Origin of the sequence: Gracilibacillus ureilyticus (genome assembly GCF_900111195.1) — a bacterium.
GTDB classification, from domain to species: Bacteria; Bacillota; Bacilli; order Bacillales; family Amphibacillaceae; genus Gracilibacillus; species Gracilibacillus ureilyticus.
Window position 1 is genome coordinate 42,899 of the sequence record NZ_FOGL01000011.1, and the last position, 13,029, is coordinate 55,927.

10 protein-coding genes are annotated in these 13,029 nt (G+C 36.6%); 7 read left to right on the forward strand and 3 right to left on the reverse strand.

The genetic code is table 11. From position 1 onward, the window contains the following. Positions 1–77 precede the first annotated feature (77 nt). From BMW36_RS11485 to BMW36_RS11515, 7 genes are all read left to right on the forward strand, one after another. A complete protein-coding gene (locus tag BMW36_RS11485) occupies positions 78–1,214 on the forward strand; it encodes a DUF445 domain-containing protein (RefSeq protein ID WP_175480437.1) in 1,137 nt (378 codons plus the stop codon). A gap of 115 nt (positions 1,215–1,329) precedes the next feature. Further along, complete coding sequence (locus BMW36_RS11490) at positions 1,330–1,680, forward strand: YlbF/YmcA family competence regulator (protein WP_089741222.1); 351 nt, start codon at positions 1,330–1,332, stop codon at positions 1,678–1,680. 289 nt (positions 1,681–1,969) lie between these two features. After that, the gene (gene thpD / locus BMW36_RS11495; RefSeq protein WP_089741224.1) at positions 1,970–2,896 is read left to right on the forward strand and encodes an ectoine hydroxylase; all 927 of its coding nucleotides are present in this window, start codon (positions 1,970–1,972) and stop codon (positions 2,894–2,896) included. Positions 2,897–3,067: 171 nt separating this feature from the next. Then, a complete protein-coding gene (locus tag BMW36_RS11500) occupies positions 3,068–3,967 on the forward strand; it encodes an ABC transporter ATP-binding protein (RefSeq protein WP_089741225.1) in 900 nt (299 codons plus the stop codon). Next, positions 3,960–5,237: an ABC transporter permease gene (locus BMW36_RS11505; RefSeq protein WP_089741227.1), complete on the forward strand. Its 1,278-nt coding sequence runs from the start codon at positions 3,960–3,962 to the stop codon at positions 5,235–5,237. The genes BMW36_RS11500 and BMW36_RS11505 overlap by 8 nt, the downstream gene beginning before the upstream one ends. A gap of 176 nt (positions 5,238–5,413) precedes the next feature. Next, positions 5,414–6,655: a metallophosphoesterase family protein gene (locus BMW36_RS11510; RefSeq protein ID WP_175480438.1), complete on the forward strand. Its 1,242-nt coding sequence runs from the start codon at positions 5,414–5,416 to the stop codon at positions 6,653–6,655. Continuing rightward, positions 6,652–9,507 carry an ATP-binding protein gene (locus tag BMW36_RS11515; RefSeq protein ID WP_089741231.1) on the forward strand — a complete coding sequence of 952 codons (2,856 nt, stop codon included), beginning with the start codon at positions 6,652–6,654 and terminating at the stop codon, positions 9,505–9,507. Before BMW36_RS11510 ends, BMW36_RS11515 begins: the two co-directional genes overlap by 4 nt. A gap of 64 nt (positions 9,508–9,571) precedes the next feature. Here BMW36_RS11515 and BMW36_RS11520 read toward each other — a convergent pair whose 3' ends face one another. Genes BMW36_RS11520 through BMW36_RS11530 form a run of 3 tightly spaced genes read right to left on the reverse strand, consistent with a single transcriptional unit; the run spans position 9,572 to position 12,988 of the window. Continuing rightward, positions 9,572–10,672: a mechanosensitive ion channel family protein gene (locus BMW36_RS11520; RefSeq protein WP_089741233.1), complete on the reverse strand. Its 1,101-nt coding sequence runs from the start codon at positions 10,670–10,672 to the stop codon at positions 9,572–9,574. Between the two features lie 15 nt (positions 10,673–10,687). Beyond that, a complete protein-coding gene (locus BMW36_RS11525) occupies positions 10,688–11,917 on the reverse strand; it encodes an HD domain-containing protein (protein WP_089741234.1) in 1,230 nt (409 codons plus the stop codon). Between the two features lie 57 nt (positions 11,918–11,974). Continuing rightward, positions 11,975–12,988 (reverse strand): peptidylprolyl isomerase, encoded by a 1,014-nt coding sequence (locus BMW36_RS11530; protein ID WP_089741236.1) that lies wholly within the window; start codon positions 12,986–12,988, stop codon positions 11,975–11,977. Between the last annotated feature and the right edge of the window lie 41 nt (positions 12,989–13,029).

The following is a 13,029-nucleotide window of genomic DNA, read 5'->3' on the forward strand; positions in this document are numbered from 1 at the left end:
ATTTATCTCACAATTTAATCCATTCTATGCTTGAAAAAATGTTCCTATACATTGAACAAAGAAAGGGAGGTATTTACTTGAATATCTTTATTACATTATTATCAATGATTTTAATTGGCGGGTTAATTGGCGGGTTAACGAATTCCCTTGCAATCAAAATGCTTTTTCGTCCATATGAGGCGAAATTTATTGGAAAATGGAGAGTTCCATTTACGCCTGGTGTTATTCCGAAAAGAAGAGATCAACTGGCTATCCAATTGGGGCAATTGGTAGTTAATCACCTCGTTACAGCAGAGAGTCTTCAAAACAAATTGAAGGAGAAGGGAGTAAAACAACAGGTAATTCAATTATTAAACAGAGAATTCTATCATTTTCTTGAAAAACAATTCACGATAGAGCAACTTGCTCAGCAATTGGGCTTACCAATAAATAAAGAAGTGATGGAACAGAAAATTGGTGACTTTGTAATAAGTAAATACGATGAATTTATCAGGAATCATAGTAATATATCTATTGGGGAGTTATTAACGGCAGATGCAGAAGACGAGATAAATATTCAATTAGAAAAGTTGTCTTCTTATATTCATGAGCAAATAATTGATCTTATCGGACAGCCTGAGACAAAACGAAAGATTGAACGGATTATTAGTGAGTATGCCCAGACGAAAGGTTTCTTCGGCAATATGTTAATGTCGATGTTCAGTGGAGATGAATTATCAGGGAAGATACAGGAGTTAGTTATTAATTATTTGCGTACGGACGACGGCTATATGCTGTTGAAAAATGTTATTTATAACGAATGGCATCATATTAAGTCAAAAAAATTGGTTGATTTCCAGCATGTTTTGGAAAAGAGATCAGTTAAAAATATGGTTCGGAATTTCATCGTTAAAAACATTCAAGTTTCCGACTGGTTAGGCATGCCTGTCCAGACATTTATCGCTCCAGTAAAAAGTAATATGGAGACACACATCATACCCAAATTAGTTGATCTTCTACTGGATAGATTGACAGAAAAAGTTCCTCTGATGTTAGCGAAACTGGAGGTAGAAAAGATGGTTGAAAAGCAAGTGGCTTCCTTTCCGACAGCGAGAATTGAAGACATTATCTTATCTATTTCACGTAAAGAGTTTAAGCTGATTACATACCTGGGAGCATTGCTTGGTGGTATGATTGGACTAATTCAGGGAATTCTCTTTGTATTGGTTGGATAAGTGAAGAATCTCTGTTATAGTGGGAAAGTAGAGTATATAATAAGCGTCTGACTGATTATGAATGTAGGTTTTACAGTCAGCATGTAACGCGAACATTTTAGGAGGATTTATTTTTATGGCAAATATTCATGACAGTGCCCATGAATTGGAAAAGGCAATCCAGGAAAGTGATGAGTTCAAAGAGTTGAAATCAGCATATGAGAAAGTAATGAACGATCCATCATCAAAGCAGATGTTTGATAACTTTAGAAATACACAATTGGAATTACAACAGAAACAGATGCAAGGATTAGAAATTACAGAAGAAGAAGTTGAAAAAGCGAAAAGTGTTGTAGAGCTTGTTCAACAACATGAAGATATTTCGAATTTAATGGAACAGGAACAACGTGTGAATGTATTAATTAATGACATTAGCCGGATTATTACAAAGCCGCTTGAAGAACTATATGGTGCTCAGGAAGCATAATCAAATGACAGGATCAATAGCAAATAATTGCTATTGATCCTGTTCTTTTTGATGAGATCTGTTTATCACAGCTCTAAATATTTGAAGGTATGGCAGCTCGTTTACTTGTTAAAACAAGCTATTAAGCGTAAAAATTGGCAAAATCTCGTTAAAATTATCTATTTGCGATGAATTCCGTCACAATCGGCTATATACTGGCACAAGGATTGTTATCAGAGTTGTTTAATGAGTGCTAAGGGCTTATACTGATCTCGTAAAATCTAATATCTATATAAGGAGTGATCGAATAATGAAAGATTTGTATCCTTCTAGAATCAAAGGGATGCCATCCATTTTAGAAAGAAAAGATCCGATAATTCATAGCTCCACGAAGGAAGATGGTCCTTTAAAAGAAAAAGAGTTAGATTTTTATGAGGAAAATGGCTATTTATTTATGCCGAATTTCTTCTCCGAAGAAGAAGTAAATGTGCTTCAAAAAGAGTTACGCCGTAACATGGAGGAAAATAAGCAATCCAGTGAACCATTTGTGGTAAGAGAAACAGGCGGGGAAGAAATTCGCTCCGTATTCGATGTGCATAATAATGACGAGTTCTTTCATCAGTTATCTTCTAATGAACGAATTGTTCATATTGCACAACAATTACTTGGCAGTCAGGTTTACATAAACCAATCGAGAATTAATTTTAAGCCTGGCTTTAAAGGAAAGGATTTTTACTGGCATTCTGACTTTGAAACATGGCATATGGAAGATGGGATGCCAAACATGCGTGCAGTGAGCTGCAGTATCATTCTCACTGATAACTATTCATATAATGGCCCGCTATTGTTAATACCCGGTTCTCATCGTTATTTTGTCCAATGTGTTGGTGAGACACCGGAAAACCATTTTGAACAGTCTTTGAAAATGCAAAATATCGGTGTTCCTGATCATGACAGTATTAACTGGCTATTGGAGAAGGGCGGAAGAATTGATAGTGCAACTGGACCAGCCGGTTCTGTTCTCTTCTTTGAATCGAACACAATGCATGGATCTAACAGTAATATATCTCCATTGCCTCGCAGCAATGTATTCTTTGTTTTTAACAGTATCGAAAATAAACTTGTAGATCCGTTCGCCAAAACATCGCCTAGACCGGAATTTATTGCAAATCGCTCTAATATCCGGCCGATTCAGCCAAAGAAAGCAGACTTTGCTAATAAAAAGATAATGATTTAACAGAGAGAACCCTGATACCTCTTTTTATCAAAGGTATTAGGGTTCTTATTGTATATTACAGTACAAAACACTTGGAAGAACCACAACTCAGAATTCCCAGTTATGAGCATAATAGAAAAAGTGAAACTTTCAGAAAGATAAATCGTATATATAAGTAAGGAGTGATCTGAATTGACATTAATATTAGAGAATGTAAGCAAAAAATTTGGTTCGTTTACTGCTGTTGATCAATTGTCACTGGAGATTCAGGAAAACAGCATCTTTGGCTTTCTTGGGGCAAACGGTGCAGGAAAAACTACAACCTTTCGAATGATACTTCATTTAATTGATCCAACGAATGGCTCTATCACTTGGGATAAAGATAAAATTGATTATAGAAAAAGTGATTTGATCGGATATTTACCAGAGGAAAGAGGCTTATATCCAAAACTAAAAGTTCGTGACCAGCTCGTGTATCTAGGCAAGTTAAGAGGGATGACAAAAAAAGACGCACAAAAAGAGTTGAATACATGGTTGGACAGATTAAAAGTTCCTCACTATTTAGATAAAAAGGTAGAAGATTTATCTAAGGGAAATCAGCAGAAAATCCAATTTATTTCTGCAGTAATACATAAGCCGAAGCTGCTCATACTAGATGAACCCTTTTCCGGTCTTGACCCGGTAAATGTAGAAATGTTAAAAAGTGCTGTAGAGGATTTGAAAAATGAAGGTACAACCATTGTCTTTTCTTCACACAGGATGGAACATGTGGAGCAATTGTGTGAGAACTTATGCATGCTTCAGACAGGCAAACGTATTTTACATGGAAATTTACGGGAAATAAAACGGTCATATGGTAAGAAGAACCTTCGTATTGAGACAGATTTTGATATAAATTTTGTGAAACAAATTCCAGGTGTATTGAAAGTGCAGACTTATTCCTGGGGGATTGACTGTCAGATTGAGAATGAAGCAGTGTCCCAAAAAATTCTGGAGCAATTGACAGGTAAAGGCTTTATTCGGAAATTTGAGTTAGAAGAGCCCAGTTTAAATGACATCTTCATTGAGAAGGCTGGTGAATCTTATGAATAAATTTATGACAGTTTTTTTGCATACATTCCTGTCCAAACTTAAGGCAAAGTCCTTTTTGATTACGACAGTTCTATTTCTGCTATTTATTTTCATTGCTGCTAATATATCCTCGATTACAAGTTTATTCGATTCAGAGGGTGAACCAGAGGAACAGACCGTTGCAGTTATTTCGGAAGACCAGACAATATTTGAACAGCTTAGTGAAAGACTGGAGATAGGAGAATCCAACTTCCAGGTGGATGCTGTGGATACCTCCCTTGACATGGCGAAAGAGTCAGTAACAGAGGGGGCATATTTAGGGGTACTTCATATCACCATGAGTAATGAAGGTTTGCCTGAAGCAACTTATTATACTGATGATATGATGTCAATGACAGCAGAAGCGAAACTTTCACAAGAACTGGAACAAATAAAAATAGCTATGGCAACAAATCAGGCGGGTCTTGATCAGGAGATTATTTCCTCTATCTATGAACCGATGGAGTTCAACACAGAGCAGATTGCAGCTGGAGGAACAGACGGAGGCTCTATTAAAACAGAAGAAGAATTAAGTGGTGCCCGAGGGTTAGTTTACGTCATATTATTTTTACTCTATTTTGCTGTCATTAGTTATGGGAATATGATTGCAACAGATATTGCTAATGAGAAGACTTCAAGGGTAATGGAAATTTTAATCTCCAGCTCATCTCCTGTTAATCAGATGTTTGCGAAAATATTAGGAGTAGGATTACTGGGATTAACCCAAATGGCATTATTTTTAGGAGTGGGATATTTAATTCTGGTGCAAAAGCAGGAAGAATTAGTTGGAGGTTTCTTTGAAGTATTCGGTCTATCCGAAATCAGTATATCAACATTTATTTATGCAATCATTTTCTTCCTTTTAGGTTATTTCCTATATGCGACAATGGCTGCCGTGTTAGGCTCCCTTGTTAGTCGCACAGAAGACGTACAGCAGATGATGATGCCAGTTATTTTGTTAATTGTAGCTGCATTTATGATTTCCATGATCGGTTTATCGAATCCTGGGTCCCAATTTGTAACGATTTCATCTTACATACCGTTTTTCTCACCGATGACGATGTTCCTACGTGCAGGTATGTTAGATATTCCAATCTGGGAAATTGGCTTAAGTATTCTAATCTTAATTGTGACGATCATCGGTATGGCCCTTATTGGTGCAAGAATATACCGTGGTGGTGTTCTAATGTACGGATCCTCAACTTCATTAAAGGATATAAAGAAAGCACTTCAGTTATCTAAAAAAGAGTAACGGGAAAACCGGATTTGATTAAAGTAAAGGCAAGCATAGGTCATCAGCATTGATGATGATCCTATGCTTATTTATATTTTTTCACTATACATAATTGAAAAATTATTGATCTTTATATAATCGAACGTGCATTCTTATTTTGCTTTTGATAGAATGGAAGAAAGGCGGTGAAACGGTTGGAACAAAAGATTTCATTTATTCATTGTGCGGATATTCATTTAGACAGTCCTTTTAAAGGAATGAGCCATCTAACAGATCAAATCATAGATCAGGTTAGAAATAGTACGTTTGAAGCATTTGAACAACTGATCGAGCTGGCGATTGAAAAGAAAGTAGACTTCATATTAATCGTAGGAGATTTATTTGACAGGGAAGATCAGTCAATGAAAGCCCATATGACTGTGGTACGGGGCTTTCGACGGTTAAAAGATCATGGGATTCAGGTTTTTCTGTCATTCGGTAATCATGATCATATCAAAAGTCAAACATTTCCACGTAATTATCCAGATAATGTATTCATCTATGAAAAAGAACAGGTAGAAGTTATGGATTATTTAAAGAATGATCAAAGATTAGCTAAAATTTACGGGTTTAGTTATAACAACAGGGCAGTAGAGACAAATATGGTCCCGCAATTTAAACGAGAGGATGACGGTCTGTTTCATATTGCCTGTCTCCATGGGACAGCAGGTAATATGAATTCTGATCATGCCAATTATGCTCCGTTCCAATTAAATGAATTAAAACAGTTAGACTTTCATTATTGGGCACTTGGTCATATCCATAAACGTGAAGTATTGTCATCTAATCCTTTGATTGTGTATCCGGGAAACACACAAGCCAGATCTATAAAAGAAACTGGTGATAAAGGCTGCTATCATGTAGTCTTATCTGAATCTGAGGATCCTGTGATCCAGTTTTGCCGATTAGACCAAATTCAGTTTCACAAATTATCTGTTGATGCTTCCAAATGGACAGACATCACAGATGCAGTGAATGAAATCGAACGATATTTTCACAAGGTGTTACAGAAGCTTGATAAAGTTCTGATAGAGCTTAATTTTTATGGGGCAACAGATAAAGTGATAAAGTGGCAAAAAGAAGGACATCTGAATGACATGATAACATTATGGAATGAACAATACGCTGATCAGACTAATTGGATCCAAGTAATTGGAATCAAAGTAATAGAAACAAAAAAGAAAGGTGAATGGCAAGGTGGAGAACAGTTTTTGCGGCAGCTCCAGACAACCTTCCATCAAACAGCAGATATAGAAGAAATTCTGTCACCGCTCTGGCACCATGTTGATGGTAGAAAGTGGTTAGATCCTCTCGATTTAGAGGAACAGGAAGAATTGCTCTCCTTAGCGAAAGACGAGGCTTTTTACTTATTGCATAGCATGGGGGATAACGAATGAAAATAGAACATGTTCATATTTATGGTTTTGGAAAATGGCTAAACCGGAAATTTTCTTTCACCTCCTCATCTTTTCAGTATATTGTTGGAGTAAATGAAGCAGGTAAGTCCACGTTAAGACAATTTATTTTGTTTGTTTTGTTTGGGCATACATCCAGAAAACTCGAAGCTTATATCCCTAAGCATGGTGTACAGATCGGCGGGAGAATTACTATTTCCGGGATTGTAGAGGAAAATATAACAGTGGAACGGATTCATGGTAAAAGCAAAGGGAATGCAAAGATTTTTCTCGCAAATGGAGAGATAAAAGAAGAAGAATGGCTGAAGGAAAAATGGAGAGGTATTGACCGAACTCACTATGAGGCAATTTATACATTCGATGCAATGGAATTGCAAAAGATTCAGCAGTTAAATAATGAAGCTCTAAATGAAGTATTACTGGCAATTGGAATGACAGGATCTGATCGCATATATTATACCGAAAAGCAACTTGATAAACAAAGGGCTGAATTATTTAAGCCTTATGGGAAAAAACCTGTAATCAATCATTTATTTGATCAGCTTAAAGACTTGAAAGAGAAGCTAGCGGAAGCAAAGCGGGAAGAAGCAACCTATCTGAATAAATTAGAAGATATGGAAGAGTTGGAGAATTACATAAAGGAAGCAGAAACAAAACTAACCGTACTGCAAGATGAATATCAACACTATGAAAAAAAACGAACACAATATCAAATGATAGAGTCTTATTTTCTTATCAATCAGCAGTTAAAGAGACTGCAAGCACCAGAGGTCTTCCCTGTAAACGGGTTATCAAGATATAGTAAATTGAAAGAGGAACTGTTACCAATTCAAAGTGAAGAAAAAGTGCTTCAGCGGACAAAACAGGAATTAATAGAGCAAGCGGAACAAGTCAGGGAAGAATTGTTAGCAGAGGAGAAACTAAACGATCTGAAGGAATGTGCGAAACTATCAAGGGAAGCTGCTAAGCATGTGCCAATTGTTGAACAATTGGAAAAAGAAGTGAAAAAGGCTGAAGAGGAGCTGAAATCAAACCTGCAGCAATTGGGAGTTTCTTTGTCAAGTAATCAATTAGCTGACCTTCCTTTGCCGTTTCATTTAGAAGAATTATGGTCAGGATTAGCGAAACAGCAGGAACAGTTACAAATGGAAAAGCAGTATATAGAACAGGATATTCAAACAAATGAACGTATCTTAATGGAGTTAGAAGAAAGTATTGAACAAGAAAGTAAAAGACGACTTGACGACACGACTTTGACTGAATACAAACAGGATATAGAGTTATCAAATAGATATGTAGAAAAGCAAAACCAAATGCGAGATTATCAAAAACTGTCTGGGCAATTAAAGAAATGGAGCAAACTCTCTTTTTTGTTATTAATGGCAGGGACAGGTCTCACTATTTATTTATATTGGCAAGTCCGGTCACCATGGGCTGGTGTGATTGTTTTTCTGGCGGCTTTGCCATTTGCCGGTTTAAAACTTATTAGCAGTATAACGGAAAAGTGGTTTAAGCCGAAGCGGGCGCCTCATTTTAATCTAACCGAAAAAGAGCTGGAGGACAGGAAAAGGATAATCGAAGATCAGCAGGTGATTAAGGAAAGACTTAGCCAATTAGAGTCTAACAGGAAAAAGCAGACAATGGAACAGTTAAAGATAGAGGAAAGATATCATTTTGCAGAGGTAAGACTCCAGCAATTGAAACAAAAGATAAGAGACCAAATAAGAGAATATCCTTTTTTACAAACCATTCAAATTACTTACTGGCCAAAGCTGTTCCAACAGTTAGTTACATTAAAAGAGCAATGGGTCCATTTGAATCAAAAGAGGGAACGTCTCCTTTCTGAAAGACAAACCCTGGAAGAGATTGAAAATGAACTAAATGAAAAAGAAACAGGTGAACATGATTATTATACATTAATAGATGAAAATCAAAAAAGAGAGGACACCATCCAGCAATTAGAACAGCAGATAGAAAAAATCAACCTCGATATCCAGTCTAATATGGAGAAGCAAAAACCTTATTTGCTTGAGATGGATCATCTTTTCAAACAGGCAAATGTCGCAGATGAAGAGGCATTTTTTGCGAATGGGAAAAACGTGGAAGAGAAGCAGCAGTTAGAGAAAAGAAGAAATGAGATAAAAGACAGCTTATCTGTCTTATTTGATGAAAGGGAACTAGCGTTGTTTGCAGAAGGAAAATATGAAGATGATATTACCTTGAAACAAGAACTTCAGCAATTAGACAAACAAATTGTGATGCAAAAAGAAACATTGGCTGCAAACAGACAGAAATTAAGTGATATAAGAGCATCCCTGCAAGTGCTTGAATCAAAAGAAGATGCTTCCCTTCTGAAGCACCGTTATGACCAGTTGAAAGAACAAGTCAGTCAACTTGCAAAAGAATGGGCGGTAAATCAGATAGCTGCAGAGAAAATAGCGAAAGCAAAAGCTAAATATTATGCGGATTATATTCCTAAAATATTTCAATATGCTAGTGAGTATTTCGCCAAATTAACGAAAAGAAAGTATAAAGAGATTTTTGTACCAGGTCCTGATGAGTGGATTAAGGTAAGGGACACTGATGGAATGATTTATACCGTTGAAGAGCTTTCACAAGGGACGAAAGACCAATTATATATATCATTGCGCTTCGCATTAAGCAAAGTCGTTTCAACAAAAGTTAAATTGCCCTTTCTAATTGACGATGGTTTTGTACATTTTGACACGGAAAGGAAAGAATTAATGGTGCAGCTGCTTGAGGAAATATGTAAAGAACATCAAGTAGTTTATTTTACGACAAATGCGCCTTCAGAAACGGCATTGGTACTATAAAGAAAGAGACTGGGACAAAAGAATTGCCCAGTCTCTTTATGATTATCGCATCATAAGTCTTACACTATTCCTCATTCAGGGATGTGTTACTTGATGCTTGCTTATTCGCATCATCCATATAAACGGTACGGGATGGAAAGGCAACAGATACACCTTCCTCTGCAAGGATATCTAAAATTTTAAAATTGATCTCTTCCTTAATGCGTAAGTATTCTGCCCACACCGTAGTGGAGGTAAAGAAATAGAGCATAATATCTAAACTGCTGCTGTTATAGTCCGTAAAATGTACGAAGATGGTGTCTGGATGAACCTCGGGATGATTTTGCAGATAATCCCTGATCTTGTTGGTCACAGACTCCAGTTTATCTTTAGGTGTACTGTATTCTACCCTTAAATTGAAACTAATCTGCCGTTTTCCCATTTCACTCCAATTTGTTATTGGCTCATTCGATAAAGTGGAGTTGGGAATGGTAATAAGGGCATCTGAGAATGTTCGGATGATCGTACTGCGAAAGTTTATATCTTCCACAATCCCCTCAATACTGGGTGTTTGAATCCAATTCCCGATTGAAAATGGCTTCTCTGTAATAATCACCACACCACCAAAAAGGTTTTTAATTACTTCCTGTGCTGCAAGGGCAAATGCTAAACCGCCAATACCAAGACCTGCAACAAATGTTCCTACATCATAATCAAATTCCTGTGCAATGATACTTATACTAATCGCAATAATAATTACCCGGATCGCTTTTGACAGAAAGGGGATCAGTATCCGGTCAATTTCGATATTGGTGTGGGAATTCAGCTTCATAAATAAAATAGAGCTGTTTGAAGATAAGTTAAATAATCCCCAAGTTACGACAATAATATATCCTACCCTAATCAGGCTCAGCAGTAATGGATTATTCTGCTCGATATATGGAAAAAAATCAATCGCTACATACAAACCGATTAATATGAAAATCCATCTTAAAGGACGTTCAAAGGCTTCTACAATCTGATTTAAAAATTCGGACTTTGCCATTTTTGTTAGTTTCACGATTAAATAGAAAACATACTTCGTAAATAATTTTCTTAAGATTAAGAATAAGAGGACGATTCCTAATGAAATTGCTATGTTTATCCAGTCCTCTGTACTTATTCTGTTCCAGAATTGCCAGTTCAATTTCTCCAGACTCCTTTACTTTTCCTCATCTTTTTCTGTATTTTCATAACGACTATCTAAATAGTCAACAATATGGATAATATATCCTTCTAAATTCAGCGGTTTTCTTACAGCACTTCCCCATTCCGGTAAACCGTGATGACAGAGAATACAGTGTGACATAAGATGAATTGCCTCCATGCTGATTGAAATCTGATGATCCTCAATCACTTTATTTAAGAGTAAAACACCATAAGGGATATGTCCAACCATTAGACCAATCGGATCCATTGCAATCCCGGATTGTTTCCTGTCAGGCTCCTCAAATTGGGCAGTAGGATACAGGTAGTGGAATACCTCCATACTCCGGCCTGCATAATCATATTCAAGTAATTTGCCGATGTCATGGAAGAGTATGCTTGTCATTAGGGCATCATAATTTATTGATTCATATTTGTATTCAGACATACCATGTAACATACTATACAAATGATCAATGGTGCCTTTCCACACAAATCCATTTGCAGATTGATCCTGTTTAAGAGATTCCCAGATTTCCTGTTTATATTGAGTTTCTACTTTGTGAATCAGTTTGATTACTGCCTGAAAAGGATTTTCTTCTATTACAGTAATAAACCTGCAGAATCGCATAAGACCGATTGTATGTTTTAACAGGCCCCCAAGATAGTTATGATGATACCCTTTTGCAGCAGGACTTAATTTAAAGCTGTCCCACAGTCTCTCCATCGCATTAAGCGCAATAGATTGATAGGGCTGTTTCAGATCATAAATATACGCAAATAATTCACATGTGAGCTCATCAAGGTCCTGCCTCGTATATGCAAGTAGTTGAAAGGGGTCTATCTCTTCACTGCATGGTGAAATACTGGACACTGTTAAGCTCTTAAATCCATTGTATTCATCCACCTGCCCCTGTATATCAAATACACCTGACTTCTCGAGCAAAGGTACAGTCATTTCCACTGAGTTATTATTGTCCCACATTTTAGCAGGGATATTTCCTGCCTGATTACTAAAGGTGATTTTTAAAAATGATTTATTGGTTTTTGTTTGCTTTATCTCAAAGTCATTTAGCAGGACCCGAATTTTAACAGACATCCCTCTTGTTGCTGATTGTAAGTTAAATGCAGGTTCAGATGTTGGCAGTGATGGTGGAGAGTATGTAGTGAGAATATCTTTTTTTTGCTGATCTGTTAAAGAATATTCAACAGGGATCATTTCATAAAAATAAGTATGGTTTGCCATTTTTTCACTCCTTTAATGAAAAACCCTATCTCCTGTAAACAAGAGATAGGGAATGGTTTATTCTTCTGTAGACTCGTCTGCTCCTGCATTCTCTTCTGTATCAGCAGGTTCTTCTGTTTGAGCATTTTCTTCTGTATCTGCAGATTCTTCTGTGCCACTCTCTTCCGTTGGCTCTTCTGCTGTATCTTCACCAGCTTCCTGTTCTGTTGCACTTTCAGCTGGTGCAAATAAGTCACTATATTGTTCGATCTTCACATCAATTTCTGCATTGTCAATTAAATCCTGCATTTTCGTTTGAATTGTAGTGTTATCTACTTTAGTCATAGCAATCTGTCTTCTGATTTGATCTTTTATATCTTCCAATGGTTTTACATCTTCCACTTCCACACGATCTGTTACCTTAATAATGTGATAACCGTGTTGTGTCTGAACAGGTTCACTAATTTCATCGATTTCCAGCGCATATGCTGCATCTTCAAACTCAGCTACCATTTTACCAGGTCCAAATTGTCCAAGATCACCGCCGTTTGCTGCACTGCCTGTATCTGTGGAATATTCCTGAGCCAATGTTGCAAAATCTTCGCCAGCATTCAATTTATCAAGTACTTCATTTGCTGTTTCTTCATCTGCTACAAGGATATGGCTTGCAACTAATTCTGTTTGCATTCTTTCATAATGTTTATTGATTTCTTCTTCCGTAACTTCAATGTCTTCAGTTATCGCCTTTTCCTGAAGAATGTTTCTTTTTAAATCTTCTTTAAAGTCATCTTCATCTGCATAACCGCTGCTTTGAAGAATCATTTCCCACTGTTCACCGTACTGAGACTTATATGTTTCAATTTCTGCTTCAACTTCTGCGTCTGACACTTCATATTTATCTTCTAGGATGGTATTAATAACCATATCCTGAATTACCGGTCCACCATTTGCTTCCAACAATTCTTCATAAAGAGCTTCTTTCGTAATGTTACCAGAACCTGTTTCCACTACAGTTTCAGACTCATCTGAAGAACATGCGGAAAGTGCTGCAATACTTGCTGCAACTGTTACTGTCATTAATAATTTTTTCATCTACATACACTCCTACTATTTGCTAATGCTATTTTTTTACT